This window comes from Furfurilactobacillus rossiae (genome assembly GCF_013394005.1).
Lineage (GTDB): Bacteria > Bacillota > Bacilli > Lactobacillales > Lactobacillaceae > Furfurilactobacillus > Furfurilactobacillus rossiae.
Map to the genome: position 1 here is coordinate 473,964 of NZ_CP040586.1, position 19,961 is coordinate 493,924.

At 44.3% G+C, this 19,961-nt stretch carries 20 protein-coding genes; 14 read left to right on the forward strand and 6 right to left on the reverse strand.

Going from position 1 to position 19,961, the window contains the following annotated elements:
• Positions 1–21 precede the first annotated feature (21 nt).
• A complete protein-coding gene (locus LROSL1_RS02175) occupies positions 22–744 on the reverse strand; it encodes a demethylmenaquinone methyltransferase (RefSeq protein WP_178913588.1) in 723 nt (240 codons plus the stop codon).
• Between the two features lie 162 nt (positions 745–906).
• Here LROSL1_RS02175 and LROSL1_RS02180 point away from each other — a divergent pair, with 162 nt between their 5' ends.
• The 7 genes from LROSL1_RS02180 (at position 907) to LROSL1_RS02210 (ending at position 7,495) form a co-directional block, all read left to right on the forward strand.
• Positions 907–2,664: a sensor histidine kinase gene (locus LROSL1_RS02180; RefSeq protein WP_017260745.1), complete on the forward strand. Its 1,758-nt coding sequence runs from the start codon at positions 907–909 to the stop codon at positions 2,662–2,664.
• Positions 2,645–3,379 carry a LytTR family transcriptional regulator DNA-binding domain-containing protein gene (locus LROSL1_RS02185; RefSeq protein ID WP_178913589.1) on the forward strand — a complete coding sequence of 245 codons (735 nt, stop codon included), beginning with the start codon at positions 2,645–2,647 and terminating at the stop codon, positions 3,377–3,379. Before LROSL1_RS02180 ends, LROSL1_RS02185 begins: the two co-directional genes overlap by 20 nt.
• A gap of 763 nt (positions 3,380–4,142) precedes the next feature.
• Complete coding sequence (locus tag LROSL1_RS02190; protein WP_017260747.1) at positions 4,143–4,598, forward strand: CidA/LrgA family protein; 456 nt, start codon at positions 4,143–4,145, stop codon at positions 4,596–4,598.
• 15 nt (positions 4,599–4,613) lie between these two features.
• A complete protein-coding gene (gene lrgB, locus LROSL1_RS02195; protein WP_178913590.1) occupies positions 4,614–5,393 on the forward strand; it encodes an antiholin-like protein LrgB in 780 nt (259 codons plus the stop codon).
• 243 nt (positions 5,394–5,636) lie between these two features.
• Positions 5,637–6,092: a CidA/LrgA family protein gene (locus LROSL1_RS02200; protein WP_178913591.1), complete on the forward strand. Its 456-nt coding sequence runs from the start codon at positions 5,637–5,639 to the stop codon at positions 6,090–6,092.
• Positions 6,093–6,101: 9 nt separating this feature from the next.
• Positions 6,102–6,881, forward strand: coding sequence for an antiholin-like protein LrgB (lrgB, locus tag LROSL1_RS02205; protein ID WP_017260750.1), 780 nt, complete (start codon positions 6,102–6,104; stop codon positions 6,879–6,881).
• A 92-nt stretch (positions 6,882–6,973) separates the two neighbouring features.
• Complete coding sequence (locus LROSL1_RS02210; RefSeq protein ID WP_017260751.1) at positions 6,974–7,495, forward strand: GNAT family N-acetyltransferase; 522 nt, start codon at positions 6,974–6,976, stop codon at positions 7,493–7,495.
• A 401-nt stretch (positions 7,496–7,896) separates the two neighbouring features.
• Here the strand turns inward: LROSL1_RS02210 and LROSL1_RS02215 are convergent, their stop codons facing one another.
• Complete coding sequence (locus tag LROSL1_RS02215) at positions 7,897–8,526, reverse strand: HAD family hydrolase (protein ID WP_017260752.1); 630 nt, start codon at positions 8,524–8,526, stop codon at positions 7,897–7,899.
• 165 nt (positions 8,527–8,691) lie between these two features.
• Between LROSL1_RS02215 and LROSL1_RS02220 the strand changes: the two genes are divergently transcribed.
• From LROSL1_RS02220 to LROSL1_RS02230, 3 genes are all read left to right on the forward strand, one after another.
• Positions 8,692–10,119 (forward strand): C69 family dipeptidase, encoded by a 1,428-nt coding sequence (locus tag LROSL1_RS02220; RefSeq protein WP_178913592.1) that lies wholly within the window; start codon positions 8,692–8,694, stop codon positions 10,117–10,119.
• A gap of 332 nt (positions 10,120–10,451) precedes the next feature.
• On the forward strand, positions 10,452–11,165 hold the full coding sequence (locus LROSL1_RS02225; RefSeq protein WP_178913593.1) for a zeta toxin family protein: 714 nt from the start codon (positions 10,452–10,454) through the stop codon (positions 11,163–11,165).
• The gene (locus LROSL1_RS02230; protein WP_178913594.1) at positions 11,155–11,337 is read left to right on the forward strand and encodes a hypothetical protein; all 183 of its coding nucleotides are present in this window, start codon (positions 11,155–11,157) and stop codon (positions 11,335–11,337) included. Before LROSL1_RS02225 ends, LROSL1_RS02230 begins: the two co-directional genes overlap by 11 nt.
• 97 nt (positions 11,338–11,434) lie before the next feature.
• On the opposite strand, the gene gap is transcribed toward LROSL1_RS02230, so the two are convergent.
• Positions 11,435–12,442 carry a type I glyceraldehyde-3-phosphate dehydrogenase gene (gene gap / locus LROSL1_RS02235; protein ID WP_178913595.1) on the reverse strand — a complete coding sequence of 336 codons (1,008 nt, stop codon included), beginning with the start codon at positions 12,440–12,442 and terminating at the stop codon, positions 11,435–11,437.
• 399 nt (positions 12,443–12,841) lie between these two features.
• Here gap and LROSL1_RS02240 point away from each other — a divergent pair, with 399 nt between their 5' ends.
• The 4 genes from LROSL1_RS02240 (at position 12,842) to LROSL1_RS02255 (ending at position 16,558) form a co-directional block, all read left to right on the forward strand.
• Positions 12,842–13,177: a hypothetical protein gene (locus tag LROSL1_RS02240; protein WP_017260757.1), complete on the forward strand. Its 336-nt coding sequence runs from the start codon at positions 12,842–12,844 to the stop codon at positions 13,175–13,177.
• A gap of 72 nt (positions 13,178–13,249) precedes the next feature.
• Complete coding sequence (locus LROSL1_RS02245) at positions 13,250–15,784, forward strand: M1 family metallopeptidase (protein WP_178913596.1); 2,535 nt, start codon at positions 13,250–13,252, stop codon at positions 15,782–15,784.
• 145 nt (positions 15,785–15,929) lie between these two features.
• Positions 15,930–16,238 (forward strand): type II toxin-antitoxin system Phd/YefM family antitoxin, encoded by a 309-nt coding sequence (locus LROSL1_RS02250; protein WP_017260759.1) that lies wholly within the window; start codon positions 15,930–15,932, stop codon positions 16,236–16,238.
• Positions 16,239–16,240: 2 nt separating this feature from the next.
• Positions 16,241–16,558, forward strand: a complete 318-nt coding sequence (locus LROSL1_RS02255; protein WP_178913597.1) for an addiction module toxin RelE — start codon at positions 16,241–16,243, stop codon at positions 16,556–16,558.
• A 243-nt stretch (positions 16,559–16,801) separates the two neighbouring features.
• Here LROSL1_RS02255 and LROSL1_RS02260 read toward each other — a convergent pair whose 3' ends face one another.
• The 3 genes from LROSL1_RS02260 to LROSL1_RS02270 are packed head-to-tail and all read right to left on the reverse strand — an operon-like array spanning position 16,802 to position 19,613.
• The gene (locus tag LROSL1_RS02260; RefSeq protein WP_017260761.1) at positions 16,802–17,053 is read right to left on the reverse strand and encodes a YdeI/OmpD-associated family protein; all 252 of its coding nucleotides are present in this window, start codon (positions 17,051–17,053) and stop codon (positions 16,802–16,804) included.
• Positions 17,054–17,056: 3 nt separating this feature from the next.
• Positions 17,057–17,713: an NAD(P)H-hydrate epimerase gene (locus tag LROSL1_RS02265; protein WP_178913598.1), complete on the reverse strand. Its 657-nt coding sequence runs from the start codon at positions 17,711–17,713 to the stop codon at positions 17,057–17,059.
• Between the two features lie 28 nt (positions 17,714–17,741).
• Entirely contained in the window at positions 17,742–19,613 is a 1,872-nt protein-coding gene (locus LROSL1_RS02270; RefSeq protein WP_178913599.1) for an FAD/NAD(P)-binding protein, read from the reverse strand.
• Between the last annotated feature and the right edge of the window lie 348 nt (positions 19,614–19,961).

The window sequence follows — 19,961 nt, forward strand, 5'->3', positions numbered from 1 at the left end:
ATTTGTCACATTAGTAAACGACTACTTAGTTGGTTTGATTCCAGTATGACAAGCCGCCGCGCCAAACGTAAAGCGACGGTAATGGACCTCTTCAAAGCCGGCTGTCTCAAATGCTTCGGCCAACGTTTGATAATTGGCAAATGCCTGAGTAGTCCGCTGAAGATAATCGTAGTCATCATGAGCATGGGCAAATACGGCCCCTAACCACGGCATGACGGTGCCGAAATACCATTGCCAAACGGGCTTGATAATTGGCGCGGTTGGTTGAGAACTTTCCAAGCACACGAGCTGACCACCAGGACGTAAGACGCGTAGCATCTCCGTTAAACCGGCGTTTAAGTCTGCTAAATTACGCATACCAAAACCGATTGTAATCAGGTCAAAGCTGTTGTCGGGAAAGGGCAAGTGAAGTGCGTCACCAAAAGAAACGGTCGCCTCATTCGTTAAATTATTATCGGCAATTTTTTGTTGAGCCAGCTTAACCATTGCCTGACTGAAGTCAACACCAATGACTTGACCATTGCGGCCAATGCTATTGGCTATCGAAACCGTCCAATCACCTGTCCCACAACATAAGTCGAGGACCGTGTCGCCAGGTAAAAAGTGGGCTTGGCGCATGGCATATCGCCGCCATGTGTGTTGTAACCCGAGGGAAATAATGTTGTTCATGCGGTCATAATCCGGCGCGATGCGGGTGAAAAGAGCCTGCACACTTGCCGGATTTTTTGGAGTACTTTGAGTCAATTTGCTCACCACCAATCGAATAATATTAATATATGCTCTTTAAGCCCGACACACAAACGTTTTTAAAGTTGCCTCTGTTTCACAAGTTTTTGCGCGGGTATAATTTAATGGGACACAAATGAGTAACAATAATGATGAAGGTTTAAGAGACAAGGAGAAATCATGTTAACGCTATTTTTGTTACTGATGCAGCGGGTTGGACTGATCATTATCCTCGCCTTTCTTTTGGTGAATGTCAGTTATTTCAGACAATTAGTAAAGGCTGACGATACATGGACAGCGAAGGGAATGTTGATTCTCATTTTCGCTGTTTTTGCGATTATTTCAAACTTAACGGGGGTTGAAATTACTTCCCACAACACGTTGGTGTCAACAACTTGGCTAACTGGTCTACCAGCTACTGATTCAATCGCTAACACGAGAACCTTAGCGATTACGGTGTCCGGCTTAGTTGGTGGGCCACTGGTCGGAACGGTGGTTGGGTTGATTGCCGGTGTGCACCGTGTGATTCAGGGAAACGGATCCGATCTGTTTTATATTTTCAGTTCGATTATTGTTGGTTTTCTTTCTGGGATGATTGGCAAACGTTATCTCAACGAGAGCAGATATCCAAGCATGACGACGTCGGCACTGATTGGGTTGATGATGGAATCAGTCCAGATGCTTTTTATTTTCATTTTTAGTGCCTCTGGATTCAGTTTAGTAAAACTCATCTTTTTCCCCATGATGATTTTAAATAGTGCCGGAACGGCTATCTTTATGTCAGTCATTTCAGCTTACATTAGGCAGGAAGAGCAGTTGCGGGCCGTGCAAACGCACGATGTGTTGGAACTGGCAGACCGGACATTGCCATTTTTTAGTTCCGGTTTAACCGAAGCCAATGCACAACAGGTCGCAAGCATCATTCGTAAGTATACGAACTTTGATGCAATCGGCATTACGGATACGACGGATGTTTTGGCTCATGTGGGGCCGGGGAGTGACCACCATATTCCCGAAAAAGAAATCAAGACAGATTTATCCAAACGGGTCATTGCGACCGGTCAGATGCGAATTGCTCATTCTAAGGCCGAAATTGGCTGTCCGCATCCAGGATGTCCGTTGGCGGCCGCAGTGGTGATTCCACTAGTCGTCCAAAACCACGTTGTGGGTACGCTGAAGATGTACTTTACCAATCCGAAAGATTTAACGCCGGTTGAGGAACAGTTGGCAACGGGGCTAGCCTCAATTTTTTCTAGCCAGTTGGCATTAGGGGCTGCTGAGGAACAATCTAAGCTCGTCAAGGATGCCGAAATTAAGTCCTTACAAGCTCAAGTCAATCCTCACTTCTTCTTTAATGCAATCAATACGATATCTGCGTTGATGCGAACGGATGCTGACAAGGCACGCACTCTGTTATTGCAATTATCGACGTACTTCCGAACAAACCTGCAAGGTGTCCGTCAAACGGAAATACCATTGCGGCAGGAACGCGAACATGTTGATGCATACCTATCGCTGGAACAAACGCGATTTCCAGATAAATACGATATTACGTTTGATACGCCATCGGATGATGAAGTATTGATTCCACCGTTTACCATTCAAGTGTTGGTTGAAAACGCGATTCGACATGCGTTTGATGATCGACGATACGGTAATCGGGTGTGGGTAAAAGTTGAAGCCCAGCGCTATGCGACTGAGATTAGTGTCAGCGATAATGGTTTCGGGATTGACCAAGATGTTTTACCGCAACTTGGTCATCAAGTGGTAACTTCTACGAATGGTAGTGGTACAGCGTTGGAAAACTTGAATGCGCGGCTGGTGGGGCTTTATGGTCCAAACAGTCAGCTACATTTTAAAACATCTTCGACTGGCACGACGGTAAGTTTAACAATTCCAAATAAGCAGGAGGCAATTCATGAAAGTCTTAATCGTTGATGATGAACCGCTCGCGCGTAACGAGCTAGAATACTTGCTTAAGCAGAATTCACTGGTTGATCAGGTGTCTCAAGCAGAATCAATTAGCCAGGCGTTGACACAATTATTAACTACTCCCAGTGACCTCGTTTTTCTCGATATTTCTTTGAACAACGAAAACGGTTTTGATTTGGCGAACAAACTTGATCAGTTAGCGAATCCACCGTTAGTGGTCGTGGCAACTGCCTATGATGATTATGCGGTTCGTGCATTTAACATCAATGCGGTCGATTACGTGCTTAAACCATTTGAGCAACAACGAATCAATCAGGCGTTATCAAGAGTTGACGAGGTGCTTCAGCTTCGTGAAGAAGCCAATCCAGTTGCCAAAACCAAGCCGCGTAAGCAACTGGGGATGATTTCAATAACCGAAAACGAAAAGACACGTGTTCTTAAGCAGGGGGACATTCTCGCTGGCTTCGTTGAAAATGGTGAGCTAATATTGACGACCAATGAGGGTCGCTTCCACACGCACCAGACGTTAAGCTGGCTGATGACACGATTGTCTGAAGATCAGTTTATGCAGGTACATCGCAGTATTGTCGTTAATATCACCGCCATTTCTGAGGTCGAACCGTGGTTTAACCACACCTATCAAATTAAGCTGACCAACGGCGACAAGGTGCCGGTCAGCCGTTCCTTTGTTAAGTCGATGAAAGATCGATTGAATATGTAAGCATTCTGTATGCCACTTGCGGTTGTCAACATTGACACGCTCGCCTTGGGACCGGTTCGAGCCTCCCAAGTTCGGAGTCTTTCACCTCGCCGCACAGCCTCGTGAAGTTCCGAGTCTATGCGACCGTCCGTGTTGTAAATCCGAGAGAAGCATTCGGATTAACAACACCTTCACGGCTCGGTATCAATGTTGACGCCCTCCAGCTATGCTATATAGTAGTTAGCTTCATATGCATATCTTTTAATATCTAACAGTAAGATGGTGGCAAAATGTTTGCCTGTTACAGTAGTGGAGTTGACTAGAAACATAGTTCCGTGTCGGCAACATTTAGCGGCGGGAACTTGGCCGCTTAGTGTTGCGGGATGACTTATGAGACGTGTACTTCGGCTCATAATCAAGGTTAAAGACTCCTGGTTTTGGAGGCTGAGACCGGTCCCCATGGAACGGCGTTTCTGGTCAATGGAACGGCATAAAAACTGTTATTTTCAAAGCATTCGCAACTAGACGAGTGCTTTTTTGTTTACCCAAAACAGGTGTATGAGCTTGGATTGAACAATCGTGAACTTAGTGAAGTAAGTTAACAAATGTCTGGTAGTAAATCACTTCCCGAGCAGGGTATTTCAGCTGGAAAAATGTGCGTTTGACAAGTGAATCACGTTTTTTTGTGAATTGGCGACTACACTTTAACTGTTAGAAAGTGCTGGTACGGCAATCTTTGCCGTCACTAGTGACACTATTCACAATATTGGAAAGGACGTTTGTCATGGCAGAAAATAATAAATCTAAGACGGCGACATCAACTAAAAAAGATGCGCCCATTCTGGTTCAAATCGGTATTTATGCCACGGTACTATTTATTTCCTGGCTCATTTCTGAGTTTGTTGCAAAGACTTTTCCAAAGTTCCCATTACCAACGCCGGTTATTGGGCTGGTATTACTCTACTTAGCATTGACGTTCAAAATTATTAAAGTAGAGTGGGTTGATTCCTTCGGTAGCTTTATGATCAGTCTCATTGGTTTCCTTTTTGTTCCTTCTGGTATTCAATTAGCAGGTACGCTTGGTATCCTTCAAAACGAAGGCTGGAAGTTAGTTATTGTTATTATTCTATCCACTATCGTATTGCTGGTTGTTGTGGCTTACACCGCGCGGCTCTTTATCTGGATCCGGGTTCACTGGTTCCACGGCGATGCAACTGTTAATCAGGATGATCAAAAGTAAAAGGAGGATTGCTTTATGTCGGTTTCAATTTTAGCGGCTGCTGCGGCACCGGTCATTAAAGGACCACTGGCTTACTTTGCGACACCATTCTTCGGAATCTTCTTGTCCATCGCTGTATATTTATTGGGCCAATGGTTATTCAAGAAATTTAACGGGTTCTTCTTATTTCAGCCATTATTTGTTGGGATGGTCCTTGGGATCATCGTGTTGGTTATCATGGCCAAAATGTTGGGCATGGACACAGCTAAGTTCTACACCACGGCTTACAAGCCCGGTGGTGACATTATCTTCTGGTTCTTAAACCCAGCAACGATTGCGTTTGCCGTTCCGTTGTACAAACGTAACGATATTGTCAAAAAGTTCTGGTTGGAAATTCTGTTGTCACTGATTGTTGGGGCATTCGTCTCACTGTTTGTCATCTTCGGTATTTCCAAACTATTCGGTCTCAGCAACGTCGGGATTGCGTCCATGTTGCCACAAGCTGCAACGACTGCGATTGCGTTACCAATTTCAACAGCTGTCGGTGGTAACGCTGCCGTAACGGCGATGGCATGTATCCTGAATGCGGTTATTATTTACGCATTGGGTGGCTGGCTTGTTAAAGTCTTCCGTTTGAACTCAGATCCAATTGGGACTGGGCTTGGTTTAGGGACTTCCGGACACACCGTTGGTTCAGCATTTGCTTTACAGTTAGGTTCCACTCAAGGCTCTATGGCTGCCATTGCGGTGGTTATCATCAGTATCGTTATCGATATCGTTGTGCCAATCTTCGCTGCCTTAGTTGGTCTCGGTTAATTTAAAATGATTTTATGAACGTCGCCAAACGAATATGTTGGTGACGTTTTTTATGCGCCAAAACACCAACATTACTACCAAAAAGACTTACTTTGTGAACAAACTTAACGATTGTGTCGTCCTCTAAGAAAACGGTTACAATAGCTACGGTATTGGTGTTCATAGCATAAATAATCCGTTATAATTTTGCTCAAGAAGAGTTTTGTTCACAAGCATAGGTAAACTTTTTGGAGGCGATTAAAGATGGCAACACATGGTAAGCATCCACAGAAGACATCGAACCGTGCACCAATTTTGATTCAAATTGGGATCTACGCAACAATTCTGGTTATATCGTGGCTTATTTCCGAGTGGGGTAACAAGACGTTTCCTAAATTTCCGCTACCGACACCAGTTGTGGGATTAGTTCTCATGTATCTGGCCTTAACCCTACACATTATTAAGGTAGAGTGGGTCGAGGACTTAGGCGCTTTTTTAATTAGTATTATTGGATTTCTGTTTGTGCCTTCTGGAATCCAGCTGGCAGGAACGCTCAATATTTTGGAAAACGAAGGCTGGAAGTTAATCTTAGTTATCATTATCTCAACCGTGATTTTACTGGTTTCCGTCGCCTATTGTACCCGCTTCTTTATTTGGCTCCGCGTGCATGTTTTGCACAAGGATGCGCAGGTGGATGCGGATACCAAGGATGAAAGGTAGGTGGCGAACATGACAAGTACATTCATTTTAGGTGCAGCTGCACCAGTCATTAAGGGACCACTTGCTTATTTTGTGACACCGTTCTTTGGTATCGTATTATCAATTGCTGTTTATTTATTGGGTCAGTGGTTATTTAAAATTTCAAACGGTTTCTTTTTATTTCAGCCATTATTTGTTGGTATGGTAATGGGTATTTTGGCGTTAGCAATTCTTGCAAAGTGGCTAGGGATGGACACTGCTGCTTTTTATACGCAAGCTTACAAACCCGGCGGTGATATCATTTTCTGGTTCTTGAATCCAGCGACGATAGCCTTTGCGATTCCGCTATACAAGCGTAACGACATCGTGAAAAAGTTCTGGCTGGAAATTTTATTATCATTGATTGTTGGTGTCTTCATTGCACTATCGTTGATTTTCTTAGTTGCCAAAGGATTTGGTCTCAGCAAAGTTGGTCTGGCATCCATGTTGCCACAAGCTGCAACAACCGCGATTGCGTTACCAATCTCGACAGCTATTGGCGGTAACGCGGCAGTTACAGCGATGGCATGTATCTTAAATGCCGTAATCATTTACGCGCTGGGTAACTGGCTCGTTAAAGTTTTCCGTTTAAAGTCAGATCCAATCGGTACTGGTTTGGGATTAGGAACTTCTGGTCACACCATTGGGTCGGCGTTTGCTTTGGAGTTAGGCACCATCGAAGGCTCGATGGGGGCCATTGCGGTGGTTATTATTGGCATTGTAGTTGATCTAGTAGTGCCGATTTTTGCAACCTTGGTTGGGTTACGATAAAAGTTTCCTGTTTATAATAGTTTTCAATTGACGGTTTTACACATTGCGTTCGATACTTAAAGTGTAAGTAATATTTGAGGGGGCGACGCAACGTGGAAATTCGGTTAGCACGGGCCAGTGATGTTCCGGTAATTGCCAGAATTCACGTTGACAGTTGGCAACAAACATACTCAGGCTTGTTGCCACGCAAAGTGATCGATCAGCATTCATATCCAGACCGTTTGGCTCTGTGGGAAAAGATTTATCAGTCAGACCGCACGTTAGTTGCCATTGATGAACACAGCGGGCGTTTGTTAGGCTTCATTACCGGTGGACCGCAACGCTCACATCCGGAGATGACAGATTATCCAGGCGAAATTTACGGCTTATATGTTGATCCTAAATTAGAGCATCATGGTATCGGGACGCGGTTGTTTTATAGCAAACGGGCGGAACTGCTTAATGAACGTTTGCTACCATTTACCATTGATTGTCTTAGCAGCAACGTTCCAGCACTTGGATTTTACCAGTCGCATGGTGGGGAGTTGCTGAAATCGGGGACGTATGTGGCAAACGGCTGTGATTTTGAAACACAAGTCCTGACATTTAATATGCGCGTTTTGGGCTTGGATTGAGTGATTTCTACTTCGAAAAAGGAAAGAATCAAAGCAATGTGATTTTTCACATGCCTTGGCTCTTTCCTTTTATTTTTGGCTTAAAAATGTGACTTCGTTGTCGTTTCAAGCTCATCTTTATAGCAAGGATGACGCTTACGGTTGTCAATATTGACACACTCGCCGTGGGACCGGTTAAAGCTTCCTGAAACCAGAGTCTTTCACCGCGCCACACAGCCTCGTGAAGTTCCGAGTCCATGCGACCGTCCGTGATGTAAATTCGAAAAGATCGCTCGAATTAACACCACTTTCACGGCTCGGTATCAATATGGACGACTGGCAACTAACATAACGGATGTCTTCAAAAACAAAAGTACCGTCCATTTCCTGAATGTCAGGATTGAACGGTACTGATCTCATATCTAAATTAAATTAAGTAAATCATGTGGTTTATCTAGCACTTCTTCACTGTCACGAATGAGTTTTTGATCCTTGGGGCCGCCCCAAGTAGCCAAGGCAAACGCTAGGCCAGCGGTGTGGGCTGCCTGTAGATCGTAAATGGTGTCGCCAACATAAATGGTTTGTGTTGGATCGAGTTTCATCTTATGAATGATGGCAAACAGGGAGTCTGGCGCTGGTTTACCGCGTTCCACTTCGTCAGCGGTAACGTGATCATCCATGTATTGATCTAGGGGAAAGTTTTCGACAAGGTCGCGCTGATACTCTGGTGCGGCCTTGGATGTCACGATGGCTGTCTTTAGACGCGGGTTTTCATGTAATTGTGCAAGTGCAGACGTTATTCCTGGGTAGACACGCATGGTATCATATGTATCCTTTGTGTATGTTTGCCACGTATCAAGCAATCCATCGATTTCGTTGTCAGGAATGCCAATTTCTTGTAAGGCGATTTTGCCAGTTGTGCCAAACGTCGGGGAGAGTTGGTCATAATCGAATTGGCGGCCGCTAGCGGCTAGTGCACGCTGCATGGACAACATGTACATTTTTTCGGAATCAATCAGTGTACCATCCACATCAAACACAAAGTTTTGCATAAATAATCCTCCATACTAGAATATAAACGGAATTTACCATCATTATAGCAGACTGATGTTTATGACAGAATTTTCTAGTTCCGTCCGCTGTTGTAGAAACCTGACCGGGTGCGTTAAAATGGCAGTTAAGTAATTGAAAATGTACTGGAAGGATTGAGTAAACACATGAAATGGGATAAAGCTTGTACAACCGTTTTAGTTGGGAAAAAAGCGTCCGTTGATGGCTCCGTAATGGTAGCGCGTAACGACGACACATTCTTGCCAATCACACCACAAAAGTTTGAAATGAAACCAGCTGCTAATGGGCGCCATGAGGAATTAGCATCTACTCAGAATGGTTTTAAGGCACCACTACCAGAAAGTGGTTATCGTTATCAAGCAACGCCAAACGTGGACGTTCAAAGTGAAGGTATCTACGACGAAAGTGGCTTCAATGAGAAGAATGTTGCCATGTCTGCTACCGAAAGTGTTTACGCCAACGAAAAAGTTTTAGCTTATGACCCATTGTTGCCTGATGGCATGGCCGAAGACACTATGCAAACGATGGTTCTGCCATTCATCAACTCCGCTAAAGAAGGGGTTGAGTATTTAGGCAAGTTGGTTGCCAAGTACGGCTCACCAGAAGGTAACGGGGTTATCTTCGCTGATAAAAACGATATTTGGTACATGGAAATCGTTACTGGTCATCACTGGGTTGCTTCACGAATTCCCGATGATGCCTATGTTGTTGCGGCTAACCAGGTTGGTCAGGAACAAATTGATTTCGATGACCCGGACAACTTTATGTGGTCTGACGGTATTCGTGAGTTTGTTGATGAACATCATTTGAACCCTGATAAGACTGGTTGGAACTTCCGGCATATTTTTGGAACGGATACCGAAAAGGATCGTTACTACAACACACCACGGGTTTGGTTTGCACAACGCTACCTGAACCCAGAAATCGAACAGGATCCAGAATCCAGTGATTTGCCATTCATTAATCATGCCAACCGGTTGATTAGCGTTGAAGATGTTGAATATATCGAAGGCTCACACTATAACGAAACGAAATATGATCCACTCGGTCATGGTTCCGATGAAGACAAGCTGCGTTACCGGGCAATTTCATTGAACCGGACACAGCAAAGTCACGTTTTGCAAATCCGTAACGATGTGCCAGAAGCATTGTCTGCCGTTATGTGGATTTGTATCGGTATTCCTGCCTTTACGCCATATTTACCATTCTATGCCAACGCAACGGATACGGATCTTAGTTACAGCAACACATCCATGACTTACAACGTTAAGGATGCTTACTGGATGTACCGGACAGTTTCCATGCTGACAGAAAGTCACTATAGTCACTTCGTCCAAGACGATGTTGACTATCTTAAGGACTGTCGTGAAGAGTTACGTCGCTTAATTGACGGAATTGATAAAGAGGCACAGGCTAAGGGCTTGACTGGCGACGCTTTGACAGCCTATCTGACGGAGCAAAACCACCACATCGTTGATGTCATGCGCGACAAGACAATGGCAATCATCGGTCACTTTGTTACTGAAGGATTGAACCGTTCCAAACTGACATTTGATTTTGACATTAACTTGTAGAATTTTGTATTGATTTAAAATGACCCACATACTGGCGTTTGCTAGCGTGTGGGTTATTTTGTTTGAACCAGCGATCACGTAAAATGATTGTTGCTTATGGGGACAAAACTTTGTGGAGGTCAATCAAAAATGGTCAGTATTACAAAATTTGTGTATAAAGCTTTTATTATTAGTCGAAAATATCCATTTTTAATTTCTAGGCGTCCCTAATTTACTTCTGGAATTCATTTTGCTATGTTAGTTGCATAGAGGGCATGATGCCTTTTGCTCTCTTGGCAGTTGGTGTCAAATGTTGGTTACTACGTTACGAGGTCGTAGGAGGATTCGGAGCGATGGCGGAAGAGAAGGATATTCATTTCATGAGCGAGGATGAATTAAAACAGCATTGGCGGGAATACGCTGATTTACATGAGGACGAGTTCTTAAATCCGATATTTTCAGGTGTTAGGCAGAAGAAAAACAAGTGGGCAATATTGACGGCCGGAGCGCCAGGATCTGGAAAGTCAGAAGTAATCAACAGTATTTATGGTCCATTGATGCAGGATTTTGTGCACATAGATGCTGATGATTTTAGAAAGCTTTTTCCGAAATATAATGGTGCTAATGCGTCTGACTATCAGAAAGGTGCGACGAAGTTAGTGGATAGGGCATTCAGAAGAGCCTTAAATGAAAGTCAGTCGTTTATTCTTGAAGGCACATTCAACTCTCAAAGCTCGGCCAGTAATATTAAGCGTGCGTTGAATCATGATTATTCTGTCAGGATAGTCTATACTTACCTTGAACCTGAAATTGATTGGCGGTTTGTCGTTCAACGGGCCATAAAAACAGGTCGCCAAGTTCCTAAATCGGCATTTGTTAATGGTTTTCTCAATATTCCACAAAATATCGCTCAGATTTTGTCTAAATATGGAGATCGAATAGAGATAGAGATGTATGCAGGTTTGGGACATCAACAACATATTTATCGTGGCGTGGAAGCTGTGATAGAACACTTGCCAAATGACATTTCGAGAGACAGGCTGGAGGCAATAGTCAATGGAAACTAAAGATCAGAAGTTTATGCGTGAATTAGTTGAAAAGTATCATAACAATTCAGATGAATTTGAAGATAGCGCTACTGATGAAGAGAAAGAGGCCTACATGCAGGCTGGTGCAAGAGAACGTAGCAGAAAAATTTTAGACGTTCTTTATCCGAACAAAAATGAAAAAGAAGCCTAGTTGTCATTGATTAATGAGACTTTGTAAAAAAGAAGGAAACAAGCTGATGATATCATCAAAGGCTTGTCTCCTTCTTCTTTTTACTAATGAATGTTATTTAAGCCACAGCTTCTTTTTTCAGAATCCGAATCATGTTGCAGACAAAACCGAATTCATTGTCGAACCAAGTGTGCGTCTTAACAACTTGGAAGTCTCCATTTCCAGTGACTTCCGTTTGCGTTGGGTCAAAGACTGCACCGTGGGTGTCGCCAATGATATCGCTAGAAACGATTTCATCCTCGTTCCAACCAAATGCTGGATTGTTTTCTGTGTACGGTTTGATGGCTGCGTTGACTTCGTCAGCAGTTACCTTTTTGTCCAAAATAGAAACGAGTTCACAAATGGAACCATCAATAACAGCAACCCGTTGTGCGTGACCGTTTAGACGGCCTTCAAGCTCGGGGATAACCAAGCCAATTGCGCTAGCCGCACCGGTTGAATGAGGAATGGTGTTCGACGATGCAGTCCGGTTTGGCCGGAATTTTTTGCCCTTAGGACCGTCGAGTAGATTTTGTGAGCTGGTGAAAGCGTGAATCGCGGTGATTGTGCCAACTTCCAAGCCGAATTCCTTATTTAAGAAGTAAGCCATCGGTGCTAAGGCGTTAGTTGTGCAGGAACCGACTGAAACAATTTGGTCATCATGGGCAATCAAATCATCGTTAACACCTTCAACAAGTGTCTTAATCGGCCCAGCTGGTGCAGAAATGACTACTTTCTTGGCGCCAGCGTCTAAATGTGCTTGGGACTTCTCTTTCGATGTATAGAAGCCTGTACATTCAAGGACGATGTCAACACCGTCGTTTGCGACCCACGGAATTTGGGCGGCATTACGTTCAGCGTATACCCGAATTTTTTTACCGTTAACGATCAACGAATCATCTGTGGAGCTTACGTCAGCGTCAAAGATACCAAACGTTGAGTCGTATTTAAGTAAGTAGGCCAGCATTGCTGGACTCGTCAAATCATTAATGGCGACCACGTTTAAATCAGGATCGTTAAGCGCCAACATCCGCCGGAAGGAGTCCCGGCCGATTCGTCCAAAACCGTTAATACCAATATTTGCCATAAGTGTAACCTCCTAAGCTAAGCACATGTTAGTAAATCTTTTTCACTACGACGCAAGGTTACCAAATTTTTAGAAATTACGCAGTTTTTTGTACTTTAGGCGTGTTTGCCCGGATTGGTGTGTGACAATAAATTTGTTAGTTTGATTTAATTACAGTATTTATATTAAGGCCATGGCACATAATAGTGCTTGATTTGGATTAAATAAAATGAATGTTTGTAGTCAATTTTGACGACCACAATCGTCCAAAGTTGTGGTGCAAACCTTTATGCGAAAGCGATGGTAAACGGTATAATTAGAGCTGACGTTAACTGCTATGGATTTCCACTATGTGGCAGTCACACATGCACGTTTGGGTTTGTTATTTTTAATATGTAGATTTATCAATGAGGTGAAAAAATGAGTCAAGAAATACCAGAAAACATGCATGAGGTCGTTTTAAAGGTGCAAGAATTGAACGAAACACGTCATGGTGCTGATGTTGTGACTGAAGAGAAAGTCATGAAAGACGCTGTTCACGATACGTTGCAGTATTGGGCCGACTATTTGCTTGATGGTCACTATGATGATGTGCTCTGGGATGGCGAAGATCTCGTCATTGAAGACATTATGGGCAAACGGGTTGGGCGTGTGAAGCCGATGAGTGCCACATTTGCTAACGATTATCGGCAAAGTCCAGAAGGCACTTTATTCCGTTTGGAAAGCGAAGCCAACAAAATTATTGCGCAACGGTAATTCTAGTTGGACCACAAAAGACAAATGGAATGGCGTATAATTAGAGTATTCTAATGTAATCGAGGGGAAATTATGGCCGAAATAACACGACTTTATCAGAAATTTCAACCAAGTCACTACAACTTATTTATTGATGTTGAACGTGATACGAAGAAAATTAGTGGGACATCTACCATTACCGGGGATGCCAAGACCACAGACATTCAAGTGAACCAGAAGGGCATGACCATTGCCAGCGTTAAAGTTGACAGTCAGGACGTTCCATTCACGACGGATGATGCTGCTGAGGTAGTTAACATTACGCTGCCTAAGACCGGCGAAGTGACGGTAGCGATTGAGTACTCGGCGCCACTAACGGACAGCATGATGGGCATTTACCCGTCATACTACGAGTTAAACGGTGAAAAGAAGCAAATCATCGGAACTCAGTTTGAAACAACGTTTGCTCGCCAGGCGTTCCCGTCTGTCGATGAACCAGAAGCCAAAGCTACCTTTGACCTAGCATTGAAGTTTGATGAACAACCTGGCGAAACAGTGTTAGCTAACATGCCAGAAGTACGCACTGAAAACGGCGTGCACTACTTCGACACAACTGTACGGATGTCGACATATCTGATTGCCTTTGCCTTTGGTGATTTACAAAGCAAGCAGACAACCACGAAGAGTGGCGTGAAAGTCGGTGTATTTGCAACCAAGGCCCACAAGGCTAACGAACTGGACTTTGCGTTGGACATTGCCAAACGCTCAATTGAATTCTACGAAGACTTCTATCAAACACCATATCCACTACCACATTCATGGCAATTGGCACTGCCTGATTTCTCGGCTGGTGCGATGGAAAACTGGGGCTTAGTTACATACCGTGAAGCTTACCTGGTGTTGGATCCGAATAACACCTCATTACGGATGAAACAACTGGTTGCGACCGTTGTTGCCCATGAACTGGCCCATCAATGGTTCGGTGACCTTGTAACCATGAAGTGGTGGGACGATCTGTGGTTGAACGAAAGTTTTGCCAACATGATGGAATACGTGGCTGTCGATGCTTTAGAGCCAGATTGGCACGTTTGGGAAATGTTCCAAACTTCCGACGTTCCTGGTGCGTTGAACCGTGACGCGACGGATGGTGTTCAACCTGTTCACGTGCAGGTTAACAATCCAGCTGAAATTGATTCGTTGTTTGACCCAGATATCGTTTATGCTAAGGGTGCGCGGATGCTGGTTATGGTACGTGCATTGCTTGGTGATGATAAGTTGCGCGCTGGCTTGAAGGCTTACTTCGCCGCGCATCATTATGGCAATGCCACTGGCGCTGACTTATGGGCAGCCTTGGGTGAAGCTTCTGGCATGGATGTTGGCGCAGTCATGAACTCATGGTTGGAACAGCCAGGTTATCCAGTGGTTAATGCCGCTGTGGTGGATGGCAAACTGACATTGTCTCAGAAACAATTCTTTGTTGGTGATGGTAAGGATGCCGGTCGTGAATGGCAGATTCCGTTGAACGGTAACTTCAAAGAAACACCAACCATCATGAAAGATAAGCAGATTGTCTTAGGCGATTACGATGCTTTACGTCAATCAAATGGAAAACCATTCCGTTTGAACGTTGGCAATAACTCTCACTTCATTGTGGAATACGATGACACCTTGATGCAGGATATTTTAGCTCATAAAGATGAGTTAGACAGTATTGATGAGTTGCAATTGTTGCAAGACATGCGGATGCTGGCCGATGGTCGACAACTGTCATATGCAGCAATCGTGCCATTGCTGACACAGTTTGCTGACAGTAAATCAACAATCGTCAACACTGCTTTATACACGGTTGCAGGAAACTTACGTAAATTTACGTTGCCTGACACACCAGAAGAAACGCAATTGCGTCAATTGTATGGCAAACTGAGTGCAAAGCAGGTTGCTCGTTTGGGTTGGGAAGCCAAGGATGGTGAGTCCAATGATGACCAGATGACACGGCCAATCGTTTTGGGTGCCTCAATGTTTGCCAAAAATGCTGATTCAATTGCGGCTGCTCACGACTTATACCAAGCCAATGCGGACAAGTTGGAAACGTTGAATGCAACCTTACGTCCATACATTTTGATCAATGAAATGCGTGAGTTTGGTAGTGAGGAACTCTTCAACAAGTTCTTGACAGCTTATCAGAAGACTTCTGACGCTAGTTACAAGACATCTCTGTTGGAAGGAATCACAGCAACTAAGGACGCTGCTTTGGTGAAAAAGACCATTGCACAGTTTGAAAATGCTGATGTCATTAAGCCACAAGACCTTCGCGGTTGGTACTATGAACTATTGCTGAATAAAGATGGTCAGCAAGCTGCATGGGACTGGATTCGTGACGAATGGTCATGGCTTGAAAAGACTGTTGGTGGTGATATGGAATTTGCAACATTTATCACACGAACTGCTGATGTCTTCAAGACACCAGAACGCTTAGCTGAATTCAAAGCCTTCTTCGAACCAAAACTCAACACACCTGGCTTAACTCGCGAAATCCAAATGGATACTAAGGTTATCGAAAGTCGGGTTGCACTGATTGAAGCTGAACAAGCCAAGGTCAATGCTGCCGTTGCGGAAGCTGTAAAATAAGAAGAGCCGAGAGTAGGATATCCAATGAACAATACATTGGATATCTTTTTTTACTTCAAAGAAATTTTAAAAGGTCTAATTAAAGCTCATTTATAGACTTTTAATGATGCGATATAATAAACTAAAGAAAAGGAGGATGGCTACTATGAAAATTTTGGATGTTCCAACCGTCAGCACGACTGATGTTAAAAAAAGTCCAGCTAAAATTGCCAAAATGGCCGCCGATCTCAACACAGGTGTATATGTGTTAAATCGAGGTAAAGCTGTTAGCGTGACCTTAACTCCGAAACAGTATCAACAATTAGTTGAAGCACAAGAAAGGCTTTTAGATATTGAAGCCGAGGAAAAGGCACGAGAAGCAATTAATAATGATGATGGCACTAGAATTTCGGCCGATAAAGTATCCAAAAATAGTATTCCCGATCAACTAGATCCAGATGATGGTTGGGAGTAATAATGGCAAAGAAATTTAGTGTTCGTTATCTGAAGGATGCTGCACGGGATTATCAAAAACTTGACGGCTCACAAAAGGTTTTTGTTGATAAAGCAATCTCCAGAATTCAAATTTTAGGACTTAACTGTGGTCAACCATTGCTAGGGGATCTCATAGGATATCGCAAATTGAAAAATCGCAAGATGGGCTTGCGAATCGTGTTTGGTCAAGAGAAGGATACGATTGCAATCATTGATATCGTTGCAATCGGTCAGCGGCAGGATGATATTGTTTATCACAATGCGGTTAGTCGAATCAAAAAAGATAATCACAAAATATAGTTTTTGAATTAAAAGAGAGCGGGACATAACACGTTTTGGCTTTCTCAGGTAACGCGAATAAGGCGTTCATGGGTGTTTTTCCCATGAATGCCTTATTCGCGTTAGATGAGCAAAAGTCAGTGTTATGTCCCGCGTTTGCGGCAATTTTTCTTCATCCGCATGACCCTTTGCGGTTGAAGAAAAATTGCCTGTTGACGTTTCATTAGAAATTGAATTGAGGCGTTATGTCCCAGTTTCTTTTCTTTATTCAACCTCACGTTGATCGTATGCACGTTTGGATTTATAACCAGCTTTGAACACTGTTTTCATGGTGGCAATGTGGGCTTCTTTAGTTGTTTCCGATTTAACATCGAAAATGTAGCGCGCCCATTCACGTTGGTATCCCGGGGTCAGCTTTCTAAAAAAGGTTTGCATCTCACGGTCGTTAGCCAACAAATTTGCTACTTCAGGAACGTTCGTTTCAAAATCATCTAGCGTTTTATTCTTTTCTGCCATGATTCAAGACTTCCTTTCAGTCAGTGTTGCTGGGTCGTAAATGCCAATATCGGCAACTGTCACAATGCCGCCAAAACGACGGCCGTTATCGGTTGCCAAACCAAGTTTGTTATAACTCATCGTCACTGTTTCTGTGGCTTCAACAACGGTGCCCATTATTTGGCCGTCGTCTGTACCGAGGCCAGTGGGCATGTCAACTGCCATCACATTAGCCTTGGCGGCGTTAATGGCATCGACCACGTCAGCAAACTTACCAGTAATGTCACGTGAGAGACCGACGCCAAAGATAGCGTCCACGACTGTTGTGTAATTTGCCATGTCAGGTTGATCAGCGATAACGGGGATGTTGTAATGATCGGCAATCGTCAGCTGTTGTTGCGTTTGTTCAGAAGCATGGTCACGATTACCGAGCAACCAAATCGTCACTGGAATGTGATTTAGGTGTAGCAATCTGGCAACGGCCACGCCATCACCGCCGTTGTTACCCGTGCCTGCAACCACTAATACATTGTTTAAATCAAAACTGGTACTGTTTACGATTTGATGGGCGACAGCAAGCGCTGCCCGTTCCATCAGAACCATTGAAGGGATACCAATTTGATTCATCGTGTATGCGTCAAATGCTTGTGACTGTGCTGCCGTAATGTACGTTGTTGCCATAATGAGTTACGCTTCCTTAATCAAAAAATTATTGAACACCTGTGAATGTGTGAAATAAATCAGCGACGGTGGCGTCCGCGGTTCGCAGGAGATTGTCATTCACTCCGGGCCGTGGGCTGGCTGTTGTAAACCAGTGCCGGCCTTCTGTCGGGACACCCCAAAAGTAAAGACCGGTCCGATGTTGACCGTTACTATCGATGAGTTCATTGCGACTCATGTCGACATCAACGCCACCAGGTTCAAAGGTGCTTCCGTCTTCCATGGTAACGCGTTCTGGTCGGGCCAGACCTTCTTTGATCAGATTTTGAATTAGTGGGTTCAGTGTATGGCTGGCAGACACGGCAGGTAGACGGGCCTCAATTAGCCAACTGGCTTCGTAGCGATCCTCAGGTTTTGCTTTTGACCACGTGGCAAACTGATGGGTTTGCGAATCAGCTTCGGCCATCATGCTGGGTCCGAGAAGTGTCACAATACCGGCTTGAATCAACGCTCGCAATTCGGCAATGCGAGTTTCGGGTGGCCCAACAGACAGATATGAATTTTCGTTGTTAAATTGGCCGAGGAAGGTGTTGCGGTAATCTTCTGGTCGTAACAATTGGTTGTCAACAACCTTGCGAACCACATCACGTAAATCGCGAAACATTTCGAGTGCGGAAGTTAGGGGACCTGTTTTAGTACCGAGAAGAGCTTCCTCGACGTCCGTTTGCAAGTAGTTCGCCATGGTTTTAGGATCGTCGCTGTTGGTAACAAATTCAGCCGGGTTCAATAGTTGGTTCCAATTGAGATAGTCGCTTTCGACGATTGGTGAGCGAAAGACGATAGCTGATGGTTCCTTGGCCGCAACGAATTCACGCAGGAACTCATCAGCATCCACCTGTGGATACTTTAAGGCAAGCAAACGTTGATAGTAAACGTACTCCGCCTCATGGTGAAATTGTTCGATAAAGCGAGAGCCAATTAAGGATCCGGTCGTTTGATAGTGGGAGAACCAATCTGGAGTTAAAAAATGTGGCCGATCCAGTTCACCATAACCCTTTTCATTACGTCCCTTGGCTCGCAGGGGAAAACCACGGCGCGATCCGGCAATAATATGAGGCTCGATGCCAGATGGCTGATAGGTGAGTTCGCCTTCTTTGCCCTGATTGAAATGGCCGCCACGACCTTGTGTGAGCATCGTCACCGCATCGAAGAAACTCAGTCCCAACCCGCGCAAAATGATGTTTTCACCGGCTTTTAAATTAGTAAAATCATATTCTTGTGGCTGTGTCGGCGTCGTGTAGTGCAAGTCGTTTTCGTCTGCAAAGTTCAACAGCGACTGTTGTTCATCGGTCAGCGCATCCTCATAATGACCAAGGGCCATGATGACGGCGTTCGTTTGAAAACGATCAACAGCTGTTTTTAACAGGTAGCGATTCGTGGTTTCGATATGACGAATTGACAGGACCTGCTCTTTTCTGAGAATTAGTGAAACTGATTCGGGCAAACGTTGTTGTAGATAATCGTAGAACCACAGTTGATAAGCACCAAAGAGGCTACGGGATGCGTAGCCGTTGTGCACTAACGCCGCTGCTTCGGTAAGTAGGTCAGCTCGGTTAGGTAATTGGTGACTAAACAGAAAGGCTGGTGCCTGCTTATGTGCCCATTCGTATAAATTTGGTCCGGTGACGATTGGACCTTCCATTTGGACACTGTCATCTGTAAACAGCGTGATGTAATCTGGATTCGTATTCATGAGCAATTCGTGGGGCTGACCAACTGGCCATACCCGACCGCCGATACCATATGGATCGATAAATGTTAAATTCAGGTGGTCATACTGGTTTGTCTGACGCTGCCATTCAATTAAGCGTTCGGCGGCTACCAGTCCGCGGGGTCCAGCTCCAATTAAGTCAATGTCCATAGTTCTGCCTCCAACACAATAAAGTAACTGCCACTAGTATATTTCTTCGTGGGTGAAAGTGCATGGATTTATCATTAGAGCGATTTCAAACTTTTGTATCAATTTGGATGTGGATCTAACTGCCGCTTACGGTTGTCAATATTGACACGCTCACCGTGGGACCGGTTCGACTCTCCTGAGGATCGGAGTTTCTCACCTCGCCGCAAAGCCCCGTGGAAACCCGGGTCTTTACGACCGTCCGTGTTGTAAATCCGAATGGTTCTCTCGGATTAACAACACCTTCACGGCTCGGTATCAATATTGACGCCCTTCAGCTCACTTAGTGATTTCGTGATGACAATTGCTCAT